At 70.0% G+C, this 23,058-nt stretch carries 20 protein-coding genes; all 20 read left to right on the top strand.

The annotated features are described in order from the left end of the window. Positions 1-25: 25 nt before the first annotated feature. The 20 genes from lysA to atpA all read left to right on the top strand — a co-directional run bounded on the left by lysA (position 26) and on the right by atpA (position 23,057). A complete protein-coding gene (gene lysA / locus AB0F29_RS28270; protein WP_361877529.1) occupies positions 26-1,417 on the top strand; it encodes a diaminopimelate decarboxylase in 1,392 nt (463 codons plus the stop codon). 148 nt (positions 1,418-1,565) lie between these two features. Further along, positions 1,566-2,867 (top strand): homoserine dehydrogenase, encoded by a 1,302-nt coding sequence (locus AB0F29_RS28265; protein WP_361877526.1) that lies wholly within the window; start codon positions 1,566-1,568, stop codon positions 2,865-2,867. A gap of 6 nt (positions 2,868-2,873) precedes the next feature. After that, positions 2,874-3,944 carry a threonine synthase gene (gene thrC / locus AB0F29_RS28260; protein WP_361877523.1) on the top strand — a complete coding sequence of 357 codons (1,071 nt, stop codon included), beginning with the start codon at positions 2,874-2,876 and terminating at the stop codon, positions 3,942-3,944. A 437-nt stretch (positions 3,945-4,381) separates the two neighbouring features. Next, positions 4,382-5,299, top strand: a complete 918-nt coding sequence (thrB, locus tag AB0F29_RS28255) for a homoserine kinase (RefSeq protein ID WP_361877520.1) — start codon at positions 4,382-4,384, stop codon at positions 5,297-5,299. A 391-nt stretch (positions 5,300-5,690) separates the two neighbouring features. Continuing rightward, positions 5,691-7,733 (top strand): transcription termination factor Rho, encoded by a 2,043-nt coding sequence (gene rho, locus AB0F29_RS28250; protein ID WP_361877517.1) that lies wholly within the window; start codon positions 5,691-5,693, stop codon positions 7,731-7,733. Positions 7,734-7,978: 245 nt separating this feature from the next. Further along, the gene (locus AB0F29_RS28245) at positions 7,979-9,709 is read left to right on the top strand and encodes a trypsin-like serine protease (protein WP_361877514.1); all 1,731 of its coding nucleotides are present in this window, start codon (positions 7,979-7,981) and stop codon (positions 9,707-9,709) included. A 272-nt stretch (positions 9,710-9,981) separates the two neighbouring features. Beyond that, positions 9,982-11,085 carry an LCP family protein gene (locus AB0F29_RS28240; protein WP_361877511.1) on the top strand — a complete coding sequence of 368 codons (1,104 nt, stop codon included), beginning with the start codon at positions 9,982-9,984 and terminating at the stop codon, positions 11,083-11,085. A 177-nt stretch (positions 11,086-11,262) separates the two neighbouring features. Next, positions 11,263-11,487 (top strand): 50S ribosomal protein L31, encoded by a 225-nt coding sequence (gene rpmE / locus AB0F29_RS28235; protein WP_018958997.1) that lies wholly within the window; start codon positions 11,263-11,265, stop codon positions 11,485-11,487. 155 nt (positions 11,488-11,642) lie between these two features. After that, entirely contained in the window at positions 11,643-12,719 is a 1,077-nt protein-coding gene (gene prfA, locus AB0F29_RS28230) for a peptide chain release factor 1 (RefSeq protein WP_361877507.1), read from the top strand. 45 nt (positions 12,720-12,764) lie between these two features. Then, positions 12,765-13,610 carry a peptide chain release factor N(5)-glutamine methyltransferase gene (gene prmC / locus AB0F29_RS28225; protein WP_361877504.1) on the top strand — a complete coding sequence of 282 codons (846 nt, stop codon included), beginning with the start codon at positions 12,765-12,767 and terminating at the stop codon, positions 13,608-13,610. A 52-nt stretch (positions 13,611-13,662) separates the two neighbouring features. Next, positions 13,663-14,310, top strand: coding sequence for an L-threonylcarbamoyladenylate synthase (locus tag AB0F29_RS28220; protein WP_007447713.1), 648 nt, complete (start codon positions 13,663-13,665; stop codon positions 14,308-14,310). Beyond that, positions 14,307-14,948, top strand: coding sequence for a low molecular weight phosphatase family protein (locus AB0F29_RS28215; protein ID WP_018958994.1), 642 nt, complete (start codon positions 14,307-14,309; stop codon positions 14,946-14,948). Before AB0F29_RS28220 ends, AB0F29_RS28215 begins: the two co-directional genes overlap by 4 nt. 150 nt (positions 14,949-15,098) lie before the next feature. Next, a complete protein-coding gene (gene glyA, locus AB0F29_RS28210; protein ID WP_361877501.1) occupies positions 15,099-16,379 on the top strand; it encodes a serine hydroxymethyltransferase in 1,281 nt (426 codons plus the stop codon). Positions 16,380-16,511: 132 nt separating this feature from the next. Then, a complete protein-coding gene (locus AB0F29_RS28205) occupies positions 16,512-17,900 on the top strand; it encodes an MraY family glycosyltransferase (RefSeq protein WP_361877498.1) in 1,389 nt (462 codons plus the stop codon). A 267-nt stretch (positions 17,901-18,167) separates the two neighbouring features. Beyond that, the gene (locus tag AB0F29_RS28200) at positions 18,168-18,608 is read left to right on the top strand and encodes a hypothetical protein (protein WP_361877495.1); all 441 of its coding nucleotides are present in this window, start codon (positions 18,168-18,170) and stop codon (positions 18,606-18,608) included. Between the two features lie 200 nt (positions 18,609-18,808). After that, positions 18,809-19,636, top strand: coding sequence for a F0F1 ATP synthase subunit A (gene atpB, locus AB0F29_RS28195; protein WP_073866240.1), 828 nt, complete (start codon positions 18,809-18,811; stop codon positions 19,634-19,636). 95 nt (positions 19,637-19,731) lie between these two features. Beyond that, a complete protein-coding gene (atpE, locus tag AB0F29_RS28190; protein ID WP_030626263.1) occupies positions 19,732-19,965 on the top strand; it encodes an ATP synthase F0 subunit C in 234 nt (77 codons plus the stop codon). Between the two features lie 36 nt (positions 19,966-20,001). Next, entirely contained in the window at positions 20,002-20,538 is a 537-nt protein-coding gene (locus AB0F29_RS28185; RefSeq protein ID WP_361877491.1) for a F0F1 ATP synthase subunit B, read from the top strand. Beyond that, positions 20,535-21,350, top strand: a complete 816-nt coding sequence (locus AB0F29_RS28180) for a F0F1 ATP synthase subunit delta (RefSeq protein ID WP_361877488.1) — start codon at positions 20,535-20,537, stop codon at positions 21,348-21,350. The genes AB0F29_RS28185 and AB0F29_RS28180 overlap by 4 nt, the downstream gene beginning before the upstream one ends. Before the next feature lie 135 nt (positions 21,351-21,485). Next, complete coding sequence (gene atpA, locus AB0F29_RS28175) at positions 21,486-23,057, top strand: F0F1 ATP synthase subunit alpha (RefSeq protein ID WP_361877485.1); 1,572 nt, start codon at positions 21,486-21,488, stop codon at positions 23,055-23,057. The last annotated feature ends 1 nt before the right edge of the window (position 23,058 follow it).

Below are 23,058 nucleotides of genomic sequence, written 5' to 3'. Positions count from 1 at the left end.
GAAGAGACCCGAAAGAACCATCACGATGAGCCGCTCCGCACACCCCGCAGGCCCCCGCCACGCCGACGTCCTCCACGAGGGGCACTACTCCGCGCCCGCCGCCGACCTCAACGTCCTCGACGAGAAGGTCTGGTCACGCACCGTCGCCCGTGACGCGGACGGTGCCCTCACCGTCGGCGGGATGACCGTCGCCCGGCTCGCGGAGGAGTTCGGCACCCCCGCCTACTTCCTCGACGAGAGCGACTTCCGGGCCCGCTGCCGCGCCTGGTCCGACGCCTTCGGGCCGGACGCCGACGTCTTCTACGCCGGCAAGGCCTTCCTCTCCCGCGCCGTCGTGCGCTGGTTGAAGGAAGAGGGGCTGAACCTCGACGTGTGCTCCGGCGGGGAGCTGACCACCGCGCTCGACGCCGGTATGCCCGCCGAGCGCATCGCCTTCCACGGCAACAACAAGACCGTCGCCGAGATCGAGCGGGCCATCGAGGCCGGCGTCGGGCGGATCGTGCTCGACTCCTTCCAGGAGATCGTCCGCGTCGCCCACATCGCCCGGCGCCACGGCGTCCGCCAGCGGGTACAGATCCGCGTCACCGTCGGCGTCGAGGCCCACACCCACGAGTTCATCGCCACCGCGCACGAGGACCAGAAGTTCGGCATCGCGCTCGCCGACGGGCAGGCCGCCGAGGCCGTGCGCCGCGCCCTCGCCCTCGACGGCCTCGAACTCATCGGCGTCCACTCGCACATCGGCTCGCAGATCTTCGACATGGCCGGCTTCGAGGTCTCCGCCCGCCGCGTGGTGCAGCTGCTCGCCGAGATCCGCGACGAGCACGGCGTCGAACTGCCCGAGATCGACCTCGGCGGCGGCCTCGGCATCGCGTACACCTCCGAGGACGACCCCCGCGAGCCGCACGAGATCGCCAAGGCGCTCAGCGACATCGTCACCCGCGAGTGCGAGGCCGCGAAGCTGCGCACCCCCCGGATCTCCGTCGAGCCGGGGCGCGCCATCGTCGGCCCCACCGCGTTCACGCTGTACGAGGTCGGCACGATCAAGCCCCTGGAGGGGCTGCGGACGTACGTCAGCGTCGACGGCGGCATGTCGGACAACATCCGCACCGCGCTGTACGACGCCGAGTACAGCGTCGCGCTCGTCTCCCGCACCTCGGACGCCGAACCGATGCTGGTCAGGGTCGTCGGCAAGCACTGCGAGAGCGGCGACATCGTGGTCAAGGACGCGTTCCTCCCCGCCGACCTGGCCCCCGGCGACCTGATCGCCGTCCCCGCCACCGGCGCGTACTGCCGTTCCATGGCGAGCAACTACAACCACGCGCTGCGCCCGCCGGTCGTCGCGGTCCGCGACGGAGAGGCACGCGTCATCGTCCGGCGCGAGACGGAGGAAGATCTCCTGCGCCTCGATGTCGGCTGATGAAATAGTCATCTCAGGATCCGGACGAGGGTCAGAAACTCCCGTCCGGTGAGTGAGACTGGTCCCCAATGAGCATGGCCCTCCGGCGGTCGGGGGTGCGACGCCGCCCCCCGTCTCCGGAGGGTCCAGGTATGAGAAACGAGGTCGGATGATGCGTACGCGTCCGCTGAAGGTGGCGCTGCTGGGCTGTGGTGTGGTCGGCTCAGAGGTGGCGCGCATCATGACGACGCACGCCGACGACCTCGCGGCGCGCATCGGCGCGCCCGTCGAGCTCGCCGGCGTGGCCGTCCGCCGGCCCTCGAAGGTGCGTGAGGGCATCGACCCCGCGCTGATCACCACCGACGCGACCGCGCTCGTGGGGCGCGGCGACATCGACGTCGTCATCGAGGTCATCGGGGGCATCGAGCCGGCCCGGGCGCTCATCACCGCCGCCTTCGAGAACGGCGCGAGCGTCGTCTCCGCCAACAAGGCGCTGCTCGCCGAGGACGGCGCGGCCCTGCACGCCGCCGCGGAGAAGTACGGCCGCGACCTGTACTACGAGGCCGCCGTCGCCGGGGCCATCCCGCTGGTGCGGCCGCTGCGCGAGTCGCTCGCCGGGGACAAGGTCAACCGGGTGCTCGGCATCGTGAACGGCACGACCAACTTCATCCTCGACAAGATGGACACCAGCGGGGCCGGCTACTCCGAGGCGCTCGACGAGGCCACCGCCCTCGGGTACGCCGAGGCCGACCCGACCGCCGACGTCGAGGGCTTCGACGCCGCGGCGAAGGCCGCGATCCTCGCCGGGATCGCCTTCCACACCCGCGTGCGGATCGGGGACGTGCACCGCGAGGGCATCACCGAGGTCACCGCCGCCGACATCGCCTCGGCCCGCCGGATGGGCTGCACGGTCAAACTGCTGGCCATCTGCGAGCGCGCCGCCGACGGGGCCTCCGTCACCGCCCGCGTCCACCCCGCGATGATCCCGCTCAGCCACCCGCTGGCCTCGGTCCGCGAGGCGTACAACGCGGTCTTCATCGAGGCCGACGCGGCCGGGCAGCTCATGTTCTACGGGCCCGGCGCCGGCGGCTCGCCGACCGCCTCCGCGGTCCTCGGCGACCTCGTCGCGGTCTGCCGCAACAAACTGGGCGAGGCCACCGGCCCCGGTGAGTCCGCCTACACGCGCCTGCCGGTCAGCCCCATGGGCGAGGTCGTGACGCGCTACCACATCAGCCTCGACGTGGCCGACAAGCCGGGCGTGCTCGCCCAGGTGGCAACGGTCTTCGCCGAGCAGGGCGTATCGATCGATACCGTCCGCCAGCAAGGACGTCCAGACGGAGGCGGCGAGGCGTCCCTCGTCGTCGTCACCCACCGCGCGCCCGACGCCGCCCTCTCCGGGACCGTCGAAGCGCTGCGCAAGCTCGACACCGTGCGCGGTGTCGCCAGCATCATGCGTGTTGAAGGGGAGTAAGGACCCATGACCAGCAAGGGCACCCACCAGTGGCGCGGCATCATCGAGGAGTACCGGGACCGGCTTCCGGTCACGGCGACGACTCCGGTCGTCACACTTCGTGAGGGCGGTACGCCGCTCGTTCCGGCGCAGGTCCTCTCCGAGCGCACGGGATGCGAGGTGCACCTCAAGGTCGAGGGCGCCAACCCCACGGGTTCGTTCAAGGACCGCGGCATGACCATGGCCATCACCCGGGCCAAGGAGGAGGGGGCGAAGGCCGTCATCTGCGCCTCCACCGGCAACACCTCGGCCTCCGCCGCGGCGTACGCCGTGCGCGCGGGGATGGTCTGCGCCGTCCTCGTACCGCAGGGCAAGATCGCGCTCGGCAAGATGGGCCAGGCGCTCGTGCACGGCGCCAAGATCCTCCAGGTCGACGGCAACTTCGACGACTGCCTGACCCTGGCCCGCTCGCTCTCGGACAACTACCCGGTGGCCCTGGTCAATTCGGTCAACCCGGTCCGTATCGAAGGCCAGAAGACCGCCGCGTTCGAGATCGTCGACGCGCTCGGGGACGCCCCCGACATCCACGTCCTGCCGGTCGGGAACGCGGGCAACATCACCGCGTACTGGAAGGGATACACCGAGTACGCCGGTGACGCCGTCTCGACCCGCTCCCCGCGCATGTGGGGCTTCCAGGCCTCCGGCTCCGCACCCATCGTGCGCGGCGAGGTCGTCAAGGACCCCCACACCATCGCCACCGCGATCCGCATCGGCAACCCGGCCTCCTGGGACTACGCACTGGCCGCACGCGACGAGTCGGGCGGCTTCATCGACGAGGTGACGGACCGGCAGATCCTGTCCGCGTACCGGCTGTTGGCCTCCCAGGAGGGTGTCTTCGTGGAGCCCGCGTCGGCCGCCTCCGTCGCCGGCCTGCTCAAGGCCGCGGAGGAGGGCAAGGTCGACCCCGGCCAGCGCATCGTCTGCACGGTCACCGGCAACGGCCTCAAGGACCCCGACTGGGCCGTCGCGGGCGCACCGCAGCCGGTCACCGTCCCGGTCGACGCGGCCACCGCCGCCGAGAAGCTCGGCCTCGTCTGATCCGGTCCCGGGCCGGGCGTCGGCACGCGCCGCGGCCGGTCCGGGAAACCGCGACAACCCGCTCAACCAGCCCCTTTCCGGGGCGAGAGCGCATGGGAGGCGGGCGACACGCATCGTGCGCCTCCTGTGCGCCCTATGTCGCCACAGAACCTTCCTTCGATAAGCTGTACCCCATCCGCCCGGCATCCGCCCGCAGGACCGCCACGCCTGCGGTCCTCGTCACGGCCGTCGGGCCGGTCGCCGGATTCCCGCATCGATTCGGAGCCCTCCGCACAGCCGCGACCCCCACCGCCATGACCCCCGCCGATCGCCCCCACCTCTGAACCGCCCCTGAACACCACCCCCTGAACACCACCCCTCAGCACCGCCCTCACGCCCCGCCGCCGCAGAGCCACCCGCACTGCATCCCCGCCGCCTTACAAGGAGTGGTCCGACCGATGGCCGGTCCCGCGTTCCGAGCCGCCGCCGTCAGGGTGCGCGTCCCCGCAACCAGCGCCAACCTGGGCCCGGGTTTCGACGCCCTGGGCCTCTCGCTGGGGCTGTACGACGACGTCGTCGTCCGGGTCGCCGACTCCGGGCTGCACATCGACATCGCAGGTGAGGGCAGTGACACGCTGCCCCGCGACGAGAGCCACCTGCTCGTGCGCTCCCTGCGCACCGCGTTCGACCTGCTCGGCGGCCAGCCCCGCGGGCTGGAGATCGTCTGTGCCAACCGCATCCCGCACGGCCGCGGTCTCGGCTCCTCCTCCGCCGCCATCTGTGCCGGAATCGTCGCGGCCCGCGCCGTGACGACGGGCGGCGACGCCCGCCTCGACGACGCGGCCCTGCTGGAGCTGGCGACCGAGATCGAGGGACACCCCGACAATGTCGCGGCCTGTCTGCTCGGCGGCTTCACGCTCGCCTGGATGGATGGCGGCGCGGCCCGGGCGATCCGGATGGACCCCGCCGGATCCGTCGTCCCGGTGGTCTTCGTACCCGGGCGCCCGGTGCTCACCGAGACGGCGCGCGGCCTGCTCCCGCGCACCGTCCCGCACGTCGACGCGGCCCTCAACGCCGGCCGGGCGGCCCTGCTCGTCGAGGCCCTCACCCGCCGCCCGGAGCTGCTGCTCGCCGCCACCGAGGACCGGATCCACCAGGAGTACCGGGGCCCCGCCATGCCGGAGAGCGTGGAACTGGTCAACCGCCTGCGCGCCGACGGCGTGCCCGCGGTCATCTCCGGCGCGGGACCCACGGTCCTCGCGCTGACGGAGGAAGGCTCGGCCGACAAGGTGGCCCGACTGGCGGGGGAGGGCTGGGCGGCGAACCGGCTGGCCCTCGACGCGACGGGCGCCAGTGTGCTGCCGCTGGCCGCGTAACCGCATGTGATTACCGGTGAGCGAGAGGGGGAATGTTTGTTGGAGCCGGTAGTGTTAACCTCAAGTCTGCAACCGACGTCTTTGAGGCGCGTTGCTTCGTGTCCCCCTCCGGGACCACCATTCTTCCGGGAGCCTCCCCAACTGCCTGAGCAGCCTGCCTGAGCAGTTTCGAGCACGCTCCGGAACCGGCACGACACCCCTCGCTCGTCCAGGAGTGGGCCGAGCAGGGGGATCTCGCGCCGGACCCCGCACGTTCATCTCTCCGCCGTACACCCGGCGGACCACCGCCCCGGCAAGGTCCGCGATCCAGCAAGATCAACAGACCGCAGTCGGACAGCACAACCGGTCGCCGAGCCAGAAGGCCGACGTCCGCTCCAGGGAAGGACCCTTCGTGAGCGACACCACCGATCTGATGGGCGTGACTGCCGACAAGAGCGTCGACAGCGCCGCGCCCGCCGAAGGTGCTGCCACTGGCACCACCGCACGGCGCCGCCGCTCCGGCACCGGCCTCGAGGGCATGGTCCTGGCCGAGCTGCAGCAGGTCGCGTCCGGCCTCGGCATCAGGGGCACCGCGCGGATGCGCAAGAGCCAGCTGATCGAGGTCATCAAGGAGGCGCAGGCGGGTGGCGGATCCGCCGCCCCCAAGGCCTCCTCCAAGGCCGCAGAGGCCCCCGCCGAGGCGGAGAGCAAGCCGAAGCGCCGCGCGACCTCGAAGGCGCGCACCGGGGACGAGGCCGCCGCTGCCGCCGCCGAGAAGGACACGGCCCAGCAGCAGATCGACATCCCCGGTCAGCCGGCCAGCGACGACCAGCCCGCGGGCGAGCGTCGTCGCCGTCGTGCGACCGCGCAGGCGGGCAGCCCCGACACCAAGACCGAGGCGAAGACCGAGGTCAAGGCCAAGGCGGAGCCCCAGGCCGAGCAGAAGACCGAGGAGCGGGGCGAGCCGAAGGGCGACGCCAAGGCCGAGGCCGCGGCCGACACGGCCGAGGGCCGTCGCGGCGACCGCCAGGGCCGCGGTGAGCGGGGTGAGCGCGGCGAGCGTCGTGAGCGTCAGCGCGACCGCCGCGGCAAGGGCGACGACCAGGGCCAGCAGGGCGGCGGCGGGCAGCGCCCGCAGCGCCAGGGTCAGGGGCAGAGCCAGGGCCAGGGCCAGCAGAACCGCGACAACGGTCCGCAGGACGACTTCGACGACGAGGCGGGCGGCCGTCGCGGGCGTCGCGGCCGCTACCGCGACCGCCGTGGCCGCCGCGGGCGCGACGACTTCGCCAGCGATGTGCAGGTGGCCGACGACGACGTCCTGATCCCCGTCGCGGGCATCCTGGACATCCTCGACAACTACGCGTTCATCCGGACCTCCGGCTACCTGCCGGGCCCGAACGACGTGTACGTCTCGCTCGCCCAGGTCCGCAAGAACGGCCTGCGCAAGGGCGACCACGTCACCGGCGCGGTGCGCCAGCCCAAGGACGGCGAGCGGCGCGAGAAGTTCAACGCGCTGGTCCGCCTCGACTCGGTCAACGGAATGGCCCCGGAGTCGGGCCGCGGCCGCCCCGAGTTCCAGAAGCTGACCCCGCTCTACCCGCAGGACCGGCTCCGTCTGGAGACCGACTCCAACATCCTGACGACGCGGATCATCGACCTGGTGGCCCCGATCGGCAAGGGGCAGCGCGGGCTCATCGTGGCCCCGCCGAAGACCGGCAAGACCATGATCCTTCAGGCCATCGCCAACGCGATCACGGTCAACAGCCCCGAGTGCCACCTGATGGTCGTCCTGGTCGACGAGCGTCCGGAAGAGGTCACCGACATGCAGCGGTCGGTGAAGGGCGAGGTCATCTCCTCGACCTTCGACCGCCCCGCCGAGGATCACACCACCGTCGCCGAGCTGGCCATCGAGCGCGCCAAGCGTCTCGTCGAGCTGGGTCACGACGTGGTCGTCCTGCTCGACTCGATCACCCGTCTGGGCCGCGCGTACAACCTCGCGGCGCCGGCCTCCGGCCGCATTCTGTCCGGTGGTGTCGACTCGACCGCGCTCTACCCCCCGAAGCGCTTCTTCGGTGCCGCGCGCAACATCGAGGACGGCGGCTCGCTGACCATCCTCGCCACCGCGCTCGTCGAGACCGGCTCGCGCATGGACGAGGTGATCTTCGAGGAGTTCAAGGGCACCGGCAACATGGAGCTCAAGCTCGACCGGAAGCTCTCGGACAAGCGCATCTTCCCGGCGGTGGACGTCGACGCGTCCTCCACCCGCAAGGAAGAGATCCTGCTCGGCACCGACGAGCTGGCGGTCGTCTGGAAGCTGCGCCGGGTGCTGCACGCGCTCGACCAGCAGCAGGCGATCGAGCTCCTCCTGGACCGGATGAAGAAGACCCAGTCCAACGCGGAGTTCCTGCTCCAGATCCAGAAGACGACGCCGGGCAGCGGAAACGGCAACGACTGACGTTCTTCCGCTGTTCCACTGTTCCGCTGTTCTGCGAAAGCGCCCCGTTACTCCGGTGACGAGGGCGTTTTCGCGTTATACGATCAGCGGCAGTAGGTGGGGGGGAACGTATTTTCTATACGCCCACTGTGATGTCTCCAGTGGGGAGAACTCTCTCCTTCGCACACACGTACACGGCGCCGTCACCGAGGTGCGCCGTGTTCATCGAGGGGAGTCCTGTGACATCTGGCAGACGGAGGGGTTTCATGACCCTCCCCGTGGCAACTGCCGTGCTCGCTCTGGGAGCGGGGGCACTTGCCGCCGTTCCCGCGCAGGCCGCGGACACGGTCCCGCTTCCGGGCAAGCAGAACAACACCCAGAAGCGGTCCGACGTACCGCAGGCCGAACTGCTCGACACCGTCAAGCGATCGGCCGCCAAGCTGGCGGAGGGCGAGTCGGGTGCGCCCTCGCCCGGCGGAGCCACGGAACCGGCGCCGGAGCGCACCGCCGATCCGAAGATCATCGGGGGGGCCGACGCCCTGATCTCCGAGGCGCCGTGGATGGTGCAGCTGCACTACTACGACGACAAGGGGACCTCCGGCACCGCGGACGACGAGAGCTACTTCTGCGGTGGCACCCTCGTCGCGCCCGCCAAGGTCCTGACCGCCGCGCACTGCGTGGACGGACTGGACTGGAACAAGAACGGTACCGTCGTGGGCGGCACCGCCAAGCTCCCGGTCGGCAGTGACCTGAACGGCGGCCAGGCCGTGGGCGTCTGGCGTCAGTGGGTCCACCCCGCTTACGACGACGTCGAGTTGAGCAGCGACGTCGCCGTGCTGACGCTGGGCGCGGCCCTCCCGTACAAGACGCTCCAGCCGGCCTCCGGCGCCGAGACAGCGCTGTACAAGCAGGGCACCCGCGCCACCGTCTACGGCTGGGGCCGCACCAGCTCCACCAGCGAGGCCATCTCGCCGACGCTGCGCAAGGCCACGGTGCCGATCAACGCCGACTCGACCTGCGCGTCCTTCTACGGCTCCGAGTTCATGGCCGGGAAGATGACGTGTGCCGGAGTGCCCGCGGCAGGCCAGGACGAGGGCACCGTATCGCCGTGCAACGGCGACTCCGGTGGTCCGCTCGTGGTCAACGGCCGTATCGCGGGCGTCGTTTCGTGGGGCGTCAAGGACTGCGTCGCCACCGGCGCGTACAGCGTCTACTCCAAGGTCAGCTCGTTCTTCGGGCAGATCAACCCCCGGATCGACGACGCCAACCTCAACTTCGACACCACGGCGGACCTGTTCGCCCGGCAGTCGAAGGGCGAGGCGTTCGAGTACTACTCGAACGGCAAGGCGTTCACCGCGCCGGCGGCCCTCGGCAACTGGGGCGCGGTCAACCTGGTGCGTCAGGTCGACTGGGACCGGGACTTCTACCAGGACTACATCTACCGCGTCGGCAACGACCTGTACTGGTTCTACTTCGACGGCACGGACTGGGCCGAGAAGAAGATCGGCACGGGCTGGTCCTCGTTCAAGAACATCCTCTTCCCCGGCGACATCACCGGTGACGGGAACCCCGACCTCCTCGGCATCGACAGCACGGGCACCCTCGTCACCTACCCGGGCCGCGGCGACGGCACCTTCGCGGCCAAGGTCAAGGCGGGCTCCGGATGGGGATCGCTGAAGCTGTTCGGCAAGGGCGACTACAGCGGTGACGGCATCGCGGACCTGCTGGCCCGTGACGGAAAGGGCCAGCTGTGGCTCTACGCCGGCCGGCACAACGTCGCCTCGCCGTTCGCCAACAAGGTCCTGGTCGGCACCGGCTGGAACTTCTCGGCCTACATCGCCACCGGGGACAACACCGGTGACGGCAAGGCGGACCTCACCGTCCGTGACAGCACGGGCGCGATGTGGTTCTACCCGACCAGTGGTTCGGCCACCAAGCCCTTCGGGCCGAAGCTGAAGGCCGGCACCGGCTGGAACGGATTCAACCTCTTCGGCTGATCCCGGCCGACGTCGGCCGGCCCGAGACCTTGGCCACACCGGCCCCGGTCCACTGACCGTCCGCCTTATCGCTGTACCGAGCACGAAACCCCAGGTGAACGCCGCCTCGCGGCCCGTTCGCCCGAACGTCCTGTGGCCCCCGTCCTCCGACGGGGGCCACAGGCGCGTATGCAACCCTTCTTGCTGCTTCGGCCGTCCCACCAGGAGAGGCCGACCGCGCGTGGCACACCACGGCAGGGGGCACACGGGCAACAGGAGTGACGAGGAGACGCGTGAGCGAGCAGAGCAGGAGCACCGGCCGCATACGCGGCACCGGCAGCCGACGGAGGAAGCCGTCCCGCCGGCACCGTGCCAAGGTCGTCGCGGCCTGGACGGCGGCGGGTGTCGTGGTCGTCGGCGGGGCCGGACTCGGATACGCCTACCTGGCGCTCGACGGCAACCTCTCCAGCATCGACATCGACGCCAAGCTCGGCACCGACCGTCCCGACGACGTGGACGACGGCTCGCAGGACATCCTGGTGCTGGGCTCCGACTCGCGCTCCGGCGACAACGGGAAGTACGGCGAGGACGAGGGCGCGGCCCGCTCCGACACGGCGATGGTCATGCACATCGACAAGGGCCACAAGTCCGCGAGCGTCGTCTCGATACCCCGCGACACCCTGATAGAGCGCCCCGCCTGCGAGAGCGACACCACCGGCGACGAGGTCCCCGCCGAGCACCGGACGATGTTCAACACCGCCTACGAGGTCGGCGGCCCCGCCTGCGCGGTGAAGACCGTCGAGTCGATGTCCGGCATCCGCATGGACCACTACCTGGAAGTCGACTTCACCGGCTTCAAGGAGCTCATCGACGAGCTCGGCGGCGTGGAGATCACCACGAAGACCGCGATCGACGACTCCAAGAGCCACCTGGACCTGGAGCCGGGCACCCACACGCTGAACGGCGAGGAGTCCCTCGGCCTCGTCCGTACGCGCAAGAGCGTCGGCGACGGCAGCGACCTCGGACGCATCCAGCTCCAGCAGGCGTTCATCAAGGCGCTCATGGAGCAGGCGAAGAGCGTCGGCGTATTCACCAGCCCCACCAAGCTCTACGGCCTCGCGGACGCCGCGACCAAGGCCGTCACCACCGACTCCGGGCTCGGCTCCGTCAAGAAGCTCACCGGCTTCGCGGGCGGCCTCAAGGGGCTGAACGCCGAGAACGTCCACATGGTGACCCTGCCCGTGGAGTACGACCCGGCCGACCCGAACCGGGTCCTGCCGCAGGAGAAGGCCGGCCGGCAGGTCTGGGCCGCCCTCAGACACGACCGGCCGATCCCCGCCTCCGCCACCGAGAAGTCGGCCGGCGACAAGGGCGACGCCGCCGAGGTCGTCGAGTAGCCACCCACCCGTCACGCTCCGCCGGGGAATACCGTCACGCTCCGTCGGGGAATACCTGCGCCCCGCCCCCGGTTTTGGGAGATACGGCCGGTCCTGGCAGACTGGTACGTCGGCCCCGGTTCACGGCCGCGCAATCCGCGCGGACGACCCGGCGCCCTCCCGAAACTAGGAGACACCTTGAAGCGCGACATCCACCCCGAGTACGTCGAGACGCAGGTCAGCTGCACCTGCGGTGCGTCGTTCACCACCCGGAGCACCATCGACAGCGGCAACATCCGCGCCGACGTCTGCTCCGAGTGCCACCCGTTCTACACGGGCAAGCAGAAGATCCTCGACACCGGCGGCCGCGTGGCCCGCTTCGAGGCCCGCTTCGGCAAGGCTGCCGGCTCCGCCAGCAAGTAGCGAGCCACTGCGCCGGTTCTCGGCGCCCTCTTCCCGGGGGCGTCGGAACCGGCGTTTTTCCGGTCGGGCGCCCGGGGGAACCCCCGCCGGACTCCCCACCGGGCAGTACGCCCTCCAGCAGGCCCGCAGACGCACAACCAACCAGGAGCCCCCGAATGTTCGAGGCGGTCGAGGAACTGATCGGTGAACACACCGGTCTTGAGAAGAAGCTCGCCGACCCGTCGGTCCACGCCGACCAGGCCAACGCGCGCAAGCTGAACAAGCGCTACGCGGAGCTGACCCCGATCGTCTCCACGTACCGGAGCTGGAAGCAGACCGGCGAGGACATCGAGACCGCGCGCGAGTACGCCGCGGACGACCCCGACTTCGCCGCCGAGGCCAAGGACCTGGAGAAGCAGCGCGAAGAGCTCACCGAGAAGCTCCGCCTCCTCCTCGTCCCGCGCGACCCCAGCGACGACAAGGACGTGCTCCTGGAGATCAAGGCGGGCGCCGGCGGCGACGAGTCCGCCCTGTTCGCGGGCGACCTGCTGCGCATGTACCTGCGCTACGCCGAGCGCGTCGGCTGGAAGACCGAGATCATCGACTCCACCGAGTCCGAGCTCGGCGGCTACAAGGACGTCCAGGTCGCCGTGAAGACCAAGGGCGGCAACGGCGCCACCGAGCCCGGCCAGGGCGTCTGGGCCCGGATGAAATACGAGGGCGGCGTGCACCGCGTGCAGCGCGTGCCCTCCACCGAGTCCCAGGGCCGCATCCACACCTCCGCCGCGGGCGTGCTCGTCACCCCCGAGGCCGAGGAGGTCGACGTCGAGATCCACGCCAACGACCTGCGCATCGACGTCTACCGCTCCTCGGGCCCCGGCGGCCAGTCCGTCAACACGACCGACTCCGCCGTCCGCATCACGCACCTGCCCACCGGCGTCGTCGCCTCCTGCCAGAACGAGAAGAGCCAGCTCCAGAACAAGGAGCAGGCCATGCGCATCCTGCGCTCCCGGCTGCTGGCCGCCGCCCAGGAGGCCGCCGAGCAGGAGGCCTCCGACGTACGCCGCAGCCAGGTCCGCACCGTCGACCGCTCCGAGAAGATCCGGACGTACAACTTCCCGGAAAACCGCATCTCGGACCACCGCGTCGGCTTCAAGGCGTACAACTTGGACCAGGTGCTCGACGGAGAGCTGGACGCCGTCATCCAGGCGTGCGTCGACGCCGACTCCGCCGCCAAGCTCGCCAACGCGTAAGCGCCCGCCCGCCCCGCACACCCGTAACCCGTACGGAGATCCGCGATGAACCTGCTGCTCGCCGAGGTGGCCCAGGCCACCCAGCGGCTGGCCGACGCCGGTGTCCCCTCACCGCGATTCGACGCCGAGGAACTCGCGGCCTTCGTCCACGGGGTGAAGCGGGGCGCGCTGCACACGGTGCCCGACACCGACTTCGACGCCCGGTACTGGGAGACGATCGCCCGCCGCGAGGCCCGCGAACCCCTCCAGCACATCACCGGCCGCGCCTTCTTCCGCTATCTGGAGCTCCAGGTCGGACCCGGTGTCTTCGTGCCCCGCCCGGAGACCGAGTCCGTCGTCGGCTGGGCCATAGACGCGGTGCGCGCGATGGACGTCGTCGAGCCCGTCGTCGTCGACCTCTGCACCGGATCGGGCGCCATCGCGCTCGCCATGGCCCAGGAGGTCCCCCGCTCCCGGGTGCACGCCGTGGAGCTGTCCGAGGACGCCCTCAGGTGGACGCGGAAGAACGCCGAGGGGTCCAGGGTCACCGTGCACAAGGGAGACGCCCTGAGCGCCCTTCCCGAGCTCGACGGCCAGGTCGACCTGGTCATCTCCAACCCGCCGTACATCCCGCTCACCGAGTGGGAGTACGTCGCCCCCGAGGCCCGCGACCACGACCCGGAGATGGCCCTGTTCTCCGGCGAGGACGGCCTCGACACCATCCGCGGCATCGAACGCACCGCCCACCGTCTGCTGCGCCCCGGCGGCCTCGTCGTCATCGAGCACGCCGACACCCAGGGCGGCCAGGTGCCGTGGATCTTCACCGAGGAGCGGGGCTGGGCGGATGCCGCCGACCACCCCGACCTGAACAGGCGGCCCCGGTTCGCCACCGCCCGCAAGGCCATGCCGTGACCGGCCCCCGGCACCACCACCCGTACCCGTACCCGCTCCAGGAGGCCGGCTGATGGCTCGGCGATACGACTGCAACGACGCCACCGACCGGACCACGGGCCTGCGCGAGGCCGCGTCGGCCGTCCGCCGGGGCGAACTGGTCGTGCTGCCCACCGACACCGTGTACGGGATCGGTGCGGACGCCTTCACCTCGGAGGCCGTCGCGGACCTGCTGGACGCCAAGGGCCGGGGCCGCAACATGCCCACCCCCGTTCTCATCGGCTCGCCGAACACGCTGCACGGCCTGGTCACCGACTTCTCCGAGGAGGCCTGGGAGCTCGTCGACGCCTTCTGGCCCGGCGCCCTCACCCTCGTCGCCAAGCACCAGCCCTCCCTCCAGTGGGACCTCGGCGACACCCGCGGCACCGTCGCCATCCGGATGCCCCTGCACCCGGTCGCCATCGAGCTGCTCACCGAGGTCGGCCCGATGGCCGTCTCCAGCGCCAACCTCACCGGACACCCCTCGCCCGAGGACTGCGACGCCGCCCAGGGGATGCTCGGGGACTCCGTCTCCGTCTACCTCGACGGCGGCCCGACGCCCGGCATCGTGCCGTCCTCGATCGTCGACGTCACCGGCGCCACCCCGGTCCTGCTGCGCGCCGGCGCCCTCTCCGCGGAGGAGCTGCGCAAGGTGGTCCCCGACCTCGAGGTGGCCAATTGACCGCCCCCGAGGGGCGTGGCATAGCGGGGCGGACCGACACCTTCCGCATCCTCCACGTCAGCACCGGCAACGTCTGCCGCTCACCGATCACCGAGCGGCTGACCCGCCATGCCCTGGTGGACCGCCTCGGCGACCCGCTCAGCGGCGGCCTCGTCGTGGAGAGCGCGGGCACCTGGGGCCACGAGGGCGCGCCCATGGAGGCCAACGCCGAGGTCGTCCTCGCCGACTTCGGCGCGGACGCCACCGGCTTCGTCGGCCGCGAACTGCTCGACGAGCACGTGATCCGCGCCGACCTGGTCCTCACCGCCACCCGCGACCACCGTGCCCAGGTCATCTCGATGGGCCACTCCGCGGGCCTGCGCACCTTCACGCTCAAGGAGTTCACCCGGCTGGTGCGGGCCATAGACCCGGCCACCCTGCCCGACCCGCGCGACGAGGGCGTCGTCGAGCGCGCCCGCGCCCTGGTGCGCGCCGCCGCCGCGCTGCGCGGCTGGCTGCTGGCCCCGACCGCCGAGGCGGACGAGGTCTACGACCCCTACGGCGCCCCCATCACCTTCTTCCGCTCCATCGGCGACGAGATCAACCAGGCGCTCGACCCCGTCGTCACCGCCCTCACCGGCGTACCCGCCCCGCACTGACGGGAAGCTGCCCGCGCCGCAGCGGGGCGGGTGCGCCGACCGGCGTACGGCACGCCGCGACACCGGGCACGGCGCCCGGTCCCGGCCTACATTGGAGCTGACACCGGCATCCCTCGCCGGCGTACCCACCTCCAGGCCCGGAGCCGTCCCATGCCGGTCACCTCTCCCGCCGCACCCGCGGCCGTGTCGCCCGCGCCCGACGCCCTGCCCCAGGACTTCGGCGCGCTGCTCCGCCAGGACCCGGAGCTCGCCGGGGTCCTGCTCGCCGAGAGCGGCCGGCAGGCCACCACCCTCCAGCTGATCGCCGCCGAGAACTTCGCCTCGCCCGCGGTCCTCGCCGCCCTCGGCTCCCCGCTGTCCAACAAATACGCCGAGGGGTACCCGGGCGCCCGCCACCACGGCGGCTGCGAGCACGCGGACGCCGCCGAACGCGTCGCGGTCCGCCGGGCCACCGCCCTCTTCGGCGCCGAACACGCCAACGTGCAGCCGCACTCCGGCTCCTCGGCCGTCCTCGCCGCCTACGCAGCGTTGCTGCGCCCGGGCGACACGGTGCTCGCGATGGGGCTCCCGTACGGGGGACACCTCACCCACGGGGCGCCGGGCAACTTCTCCGGCCGGTGGTTCGACTTCGTCGGCTACGGGGTCGACCCGGAGACCGGCCTGATCGACCACACCCGGCTCCGCGCCCTGGCCCGCGCCCGCCGCCCCAAGGCGATCGTCTGCGGCTCGACCACCTACCCCCGCCACCCCGACTACGAGCTGTTCCGGGAGATCGCCGACGAGGTGGGCGCGTACCTGATCGTGGACGCCGCCCACCCGATGGGGCTGATCGCCGGGGGAGCGGCGCCGAGCCCGGTCCCGTACGCCGACGTGGTCTGCGCCACCACGCACAAGGTGCTGCGCGGCCCGCGCGGCGGCATGATCCTGTGCGGCGCGGAGCTGGCCGAGCGGATCGACCGGGCGGTGTTCCCGTTCACCCAGGGTGGCGCGCAGATGCACACGGTGGCGGCGAAGGCCGTCGCGTTCGGGGAGGCGGCGACCCCCGCGTACACGCTCTACGCCCACCAGGTCGTCGCCCACGCCCGGGTGCTCGCCGCCGGCCTGGAGGCGGAGGGCTTCGAGGTCACCACGGGCGGCACGGACACCCACATCGTCGTCGCGGACCCGGCCCCGCTCGGCGTCGACGGCCGCACCGCCCGGGAGCGGCTGGCGGCGGCCGGTGTGGTCCTGGACACCTGCGCGCTGCCGTACGGGGACGCCCGGGGCATCCGCCTGGGCACGGCCGCCGTCACCACCCAGGGGATGGACGACGGGGACATGGCCCGGATCGCGGCCCTGTTCGGAGCGGCCGTACGGGAGCCGGGCGACGTGAGCCCGATCGCGGCGGAGGTCCGTGAACTGGCCGCGCGCCATCCGCCGTATCCGGGGTAGGGGAGCCCGAGGCGCCCGGAACGAATCGCTCCGCCGTATCCGGGGCACCCGAAGCCTGTGCAACCATCATCCGTAGCCTGGAGTCCTTGTTCCAGAGACTAGGGTGTGGTTTTTGGATGACCGGCGAGTTCTGTGGGGCAGCCCGTGCGTGATTACCTGCTGACGCTCTGTGTTACGGCAGCGGTGACCTATCTGCTGACCGGACCGGTGCGTAAGTTCGCCATCGCGGTCGGGGCGATGCCCGCGATCCGTGCGCGCGACGTCCACCGTGAGCCGACACCCCGGCTCGGTGGGATCGCCATGTTCGGCGGACTCTGCGCGGGGCTGATCGTCGCGGACCATCTCTTCAATCTGCAGGGTGTCTTCGAACTCTCCAACGAACCCAGGGCGTTGCTCTCAGGAGCCGCCCTGATCTGGCTGATCGGCGTCCTCGACGACAAATTCGAGATCGACGCCCTGATCAAACTCGGCGGCCAGATGATCGCCGCCGCTGTCATGGTCATCCAGGGGCTCACGATCCTGTGGCTGCCGATCCCCGGCGTCGGCACGGTGGCCCTCACCCAGTGGCAGGGCACGCTGCTCACGGTGGCGCTGGTCGTCATCACGATCAACGCGGTCAACTTCGTCGACGGCCTGGACGGGCTCGCGGCGGGCATGGTGTGCATCGCGTCGACGGCGTTCTTCCTGTACGCGTACCGCCTCTGGATGGGGTACGGCATCGAGGCGGCGGCCCCCGCGACCCTGTTCGCGGCGATCCTGATGGGGATGTGCCTCGGCTTCATGCCGCACAACATGCATCCGGCGCGGATCTTCATGGGCGATTCGGGCTCGATGCTGATCGGGCTGGTGCTGGCGGCGGGCGCGATCTCGATCACCGGCCAGGTCGACCCGGACCTCATGAAGATCTTCGAGGGCAGTGAGCGCGAGGCCACGCACGCGCTGCTCCCGGTCTTCATCCCCCTGGTGCTGCCGCTGACGATCATCGCGATCCCGGCCGCCGACCTGGTCCTCGCCATCGTCCGCCGCACCTGGAACGGCCAGTCGCCGTTCGCCGCCGACCGGGGCCATCTGCACCACCGGCTGCTGGAGATCGGTCACTCGCACAGCCGGGCCGTGCTGATCATGTACTTCTGGTCGGCCCTCATCGCCTTCGGCGCCGTCGGATACTCGGTGCACTCGGCGTCCTCGTGGATCGTGTTCGTCATCATCGCGGCGAGCGCGGTGGGCCTCGTCCTGCTGCTGATGCCGCGCTTCACCCCGCGCGCCCCGCACTGGGCCAACCGCTTCGTGCCGCCGCGCTACCGTCACCGCGTAGCGGAGGAGGATCCGGCCGTTCCGTACGAGGAGAAGCCGGCGCCCGCGGCCTCCGGGGCCCAACAGGGCTCGGCAGACGCGCCGATGGGCGAGGAGGCCGTCGAACGGGCTCCCGTGGCGGTCGGAGTGTCCGGCGTCAACGGCGCTACCGCGATCGGCCCGCGTTCTCGGTTCCTGGATCGCCGCTCGATCGACTCCTCGCGCTGACGATTCGGAAGTCACGGTGCATTACCAGACATTGAGCCTTTTTGTCGTGCACGCGCGCGCGGATTCACTCTCATGTGTGACAGTTGGCACACGTTTGAGGTAAAGACCTCCTCAAATAGTTTGTGATACCGTTCACGAGACCCGGTGATGGAGCCGAAGGACCCTTGCACAACGGTCCATTGGCCCAAGAATCCGCCTCGCGGACCGGGCATACGCTCGTCCATGACGACGCCCCATTCCTCCTCTCAGACCAGTGGAGCTGCCGCCATGCAGTCCGACATGCGCGAACTACTGCGCATCGCCACCCCCACCGCCGCGGTGGGAGCCGTCGCCACGCTTGTCGGCGGTCTGCTCGCCGGCGGCGAGGGGGCGATCGGTGCAGCGGTCGGCTGCGTGGTCGTGATCGTCTTCATGGCATTCGGAATGGTCGCGCTCCAATGGGCTGCCAAGACCATGCCCCATCTGCTCCAGGGCATGGGGCTGATGATTTACTCGGCTCAGCTCGTGCTCCTGCTCGTGTTCATCCTGAGCATCAGGAACACCTCTCTCTTCAACCTGCGGGCCTTCGCTCTCTCCCTCGTCGTCGCGGTGATCACGTGGATCACCGTGCAGACCGTGCGGCATGCCAGGAGCAAGACCCTTTACGTCGACCCCGACGCGGACACCCGGAACCGTCCGGGCGGAGCTGGGGGAGATCGTGACGAGTAGGGGCGGAATAAAGCCATGTTCGACGTGCTGCTATCGTCCGGTCTCGGTTGCGGTAGTGCGAGCGCGGGCAACAGGGCGGTCGCTTGATTCATCGCGAGGCTTCGGGCCCGGCCGCCGCCTCCTCACCGTAAGAACCAGTCCGGTGCCGACCTGCGGCCACCCGCCGCTCCGACACAACGAGGTAGCCGCATCCATGCGCCATGCAGAAGGAGCTCTTGGTGACTGACGCCCAGACGCTCGCCTTCGAGACGAACTGCCACCTGTTCAAGGACTGCGGGTTCCAAGCTCCCAGTGTGTGGTCGTTCATCTTCGAGCCGCTCTTCACCATTGGGCCTGTCGAGTTCAACAAGCCCATGTTGCTCGCGATCATCGGTACCTTCGCGATCCTGGCCTTCTTCTGGGTCGGCTTCTCGAAGTCGAAGGTCGTCCCCGGCAAGCTGCAGATGGTCGCCGAAGCCCTTTACGACTTCGTGCACCGGGGCATCGCCAAGGAGATCATCGGCAAGAAGGGCGAGCCGTTCGTCCCCCTGCTGGTCTCGCTGTTCTTCTTCGTGTGGATCCTGAACCTCTGGGCACTCATTCCTCTCGCCCAGTTCCCGGTCAGCTCGGTCATCGCCTACCCCATCGGCCTGGCACTGGTCGTCTGGGTCACGTACATGACCGTGACGTTCCGGACGAACGGGTTCGTCGGCGGCATCCGGAACCTCTGCGTTCCGAGCGGTCTGCCGAAGCCGATCTACGTCATGCTGACGCCGCTGGAGTTCATCTCCAACGTCATCGTGCGCCCGTTCACACTGGCGGTGCGACTCTTCGCGAACATGTTCGCGGGCCACATCCTGATCCTGATCTTCACGATCGCCACCTGGTACATGCTCGGCACGGTCCTGGGCACGGTCTACGCCGGCGCGTCCTTCGTCATGACGCTGGTCATCACCGTGTTCGAGATGTTCATCCAGGCCCTTCAGGCCTACGTGTTCACGGTGCTGACCGCCACGTACCTCTCCCAGGCGCTCGAAGAAGCCCACTGAGGACCCGATAGCCCCTCGGCTTCACCCCTCAGCTCCACAGACGCCCGGTGCGAAGACCATTTCCACCGGTCCCACCAAGAGAAGGAACCACAGACATGTCTGCTGCTTTCGAGACCCTCGCGGCCGTAGAGGGCAACGTCGGCACCATCGGTTACGGCCTCGCCGCGATCGGCCCCGGTATCGGCATCGGCATCATCTTCGGTAACGGTGTGCAGGCCATTGCCCGCCAGCCCGAGGCTGCCGGCCTCATCCGCCAGAACATGCTGCTCGGCTTCGCCGTCGTCGAGGCCCTGGCCCTCATCGGCTTCGTCGTTCCGTTCATCCTCTGACGACGGCACTAGCTCGATTCGACGGAAAGGTCCACCATGATGTACCTGGCAGCCGAGGAACCGCAGAGCCCTCTGCTCCCGGTGTGGCCCGAGATCGTCATCGGCCTGATCTGCTTCGGCATTATCTTCTTCGTCTTCTCGAAGAAGCTCCTTCCGGTGATCAACAAGACCCTGGAAGAGCGCCGCGAGGCGATCGAGGGTGGCATCGAGAAGGCCGAATCGGCTCAGATCGAGGCCCAGAGCGTTCTTGAGCAGTACAAGGCTCAGCTCGCCGAAGCCCGCCACGAGGCCGCCCGTCTGCGCCAGGAGGCGCAGGAGCAGGGTGCCGTCATCATCCAGGAGATGAAGGCGGAAGGTCAGCGGCAGCGCGAAGAGATCATCGCCGCCGGCCACACCCAGATCGAGGCCGACCGCAAGGCCGCTGCCTCGGCGCTGCGTCAGGACGTGGGCAAGCTCGCCACCGACCTGGCCGGCAAGCTCGTCGGCGAGTCCCTCCAGGACCACGCCCGGCAGAGCGGCACCGTCGACCGTTTCCTCGACGAGCTCGAGGCGAAGGCCGAGGCAGCCCGATGAACAGCGCGAGCCGCGAAGCACTGGCTGCCGCACGCGAGCGTCTCGACGCGCTGACCGACAACACGTCGGTCGACGCGGCGAAGCTCGCCGAGGAGCTGGCATCGGTCACCGCGCTGCTCCACCGCGAAGTATCCCTGCGCCGGGTCCTCACCGACCCGGCCCAGAGCGGCGAGAGCAAGGCCGAGCTGGCCACGCGTCTGCTCGGCGGACAGGTGGGCGGCGAGACCGTCGACCTGGTATCCGGACTGGTCCGGTCCCGCTGGTCGCAGTCGCGTGACCTGGTGGACTCGGTCGAGGAGCTGGCGAACACCGCAGACCTCACCGCGGCCCAGCGCGGCGGCAACCTCGACGACGTCGAGGACGAGCTGTTCCGGTTCGGCCGGATCGTCGGCTCCGACAAGGAGCTGCGCTCCGCGCTCACCAGCCGTACGGCCACGGCGTCCGCCAAGGGCGAGCTGCTGCGCAGCCTGCTCGGCGGCAAGGCGCAGCCGGTCACCGAGCGGATCATCGTCCGCCTGGTCACCCAGCCCCGTGGACGTAGCCTGGAAGCAGGGCTGGACTCACTGTCCAGGCTCGCCGCGGAGCGCCGGGACCGCATGGTCGCCGTCGTCACCTCGGCGGTGCCGCTCAGCGACCGGCAGAAGCAGCGCCTCGGCGACGCCCTGGCGAAGCTCTACGGCCGGCAGATGCACCTGAACCTGGACGTGGACCCCGCGGTCCTCGGCGGGATCTCGGTGCGCGTCGGTGACGAGATCATCAACGGCACCGTCGCGGAGCGCCTCGAAGAGGCGACCCGCCGCATGGCCGGCTGACACAGCGCAGCGCAGAAGAACAAGCAAGACCAGCGGCCCGGTTGGGCCGTGCAGAAATTGCAGAAGATTCCTGGGGGTCGGCCCCCAGACCCCCTTAAGAAACTTCGGGCCCAACAAGGAGAGCAGGGAACCCAGATGGCGGAGCTCACGATCCGGCCGGAGGAGATCCGGGACGCACTGGATAACTTTGTCCAGTCGTACCAGCCGGACGCGGCCTCGCGCGAGGAGGTCGGTACGGTCAGCGTTGCCGGCGACGGCATCGCGAAGGTGGAGGGTCTTCCCTCCGCCATGGCGAACGAGCTGCTGAAGTTCGAGGACGGCACCCTCGGTCTCGCCCTCAACCTCGAGGAGCGCGAGATCGGTGCGATCGTCCTCGGCGAGTTCAGCGGCATCGAGGAGGGCCAGCCGGTGCAGCGCACCGGTGAGGTGCTCTCCGTAGGCGTCGGCGAGGGTTACCTCGGCCGCGTCGTCGACCCGCTCGGCAACCCGATCGACGGTCTCGGCGAGATCGCGACCGACAGCCGCCGCGCCCTCGAGCTGCAGGCCCCTGGCGTCATGGTCCGCAAGTCGGTGCACGAGCCGATGCAGACCGGCTACAAGGCCGTCGACGCCATGGTGCCGATCGGCCGCGGCCAGCGTCAGCTGATCATCGGCGACCGTCAGACGGGTAAGACCGCTCTGGCCGTCGACACGATCATCAACCAGCGCGACAACTGGCGCTCGGGCGATGTGAACAAGCAGGTCCGCTGCATCTACGTCGCCATCGGTCAGAAGGGTTCCACCATCGCCTCCGTGCGTGGTGCGCTCGAAGAGGCCGGTGCGCTGGAGTACACGACCATCGTCGCCGCCCCGGCGTCCGACCCGGCCGGCTTCAAGTACCTGGCGCCGTACACCGGTTCGGCCATCGGCCAGCACTGGATGTACGACGGCAAGCACGTCCTGATCATTTTCGACGACCTCTCGAAGCAGGCCGACGCCTACCGCGCCGTGTCCCTGCTGCTGCGCCGCCCGCCGGGCCGCGAGGCCTACCCGGGTGACGTCTTCTACCTGCACTCGCGTCTGCTGGAGCGCTGCGCCAAGCTCTCCGACGCGATGGGCGCCGGTTCGATGACGGGCCTCCCGATCGTCGAGACCAAGGCGAACGACGTGTCGGCGTTCATTCCGACCAACGTCATCTCCATCACCGACGGCCAGTGCTTCCTGGAGTCCGACCTGTTCAACGCGGGTCAGCGTCCGGCGCTCAACGTCGGTATCTCGGTCTCCCGAGTCGGTGGCTCTGCCCAGCACAAGGCCATGAAGCAGGTCTCCGGCCGGCTTCGCGTGGACCTCGCCCAGTACCGCGAGCTGGAGGCGTTCGCCGCCTTCGGTTCCGACCTGGACGCGGCCTCGAAGGCCTCGCTGGAGCGCGGTAAGCGCATGGTCGAGCTGCTGAAGCAGCCGCAGTACGCCCCGTTCCCGATGGAGGAGCAGGTCGTCTCGGTCTGGGCCGGCACCACGGGCAAGATGGACGACGTCCCGGTCGAGGACATCCGTCGCTTCGAGGGCGAGCTGCTGGAGTACCTGCGCCGTGAGCGCAAGGACCTCCTGACCAGCATCGCCGAGGGCGGCAAGATGTCCGACGACACGCTGCAGTCGATCGCCGACGCGATCGCCGCCTTCAAGCAGCAGTTCGAGACCTCGGACGGCAAGCTCCTGGGCGAGGGCTGAT

It is taken from the genome of Streptomyces sp. NPDC026589, assembly GCF_040638385.1.
GTDB lineage: Bacteria > Actinomycetota > Actinomycetes > Streptomycetales > Streptomycetaceae > Streptomyces.
The sequence above is the reverse complement of the archived record's forward strand: the minus strand, read 5'-3'. Positions and strand labels throughout refer to the sequence as shown.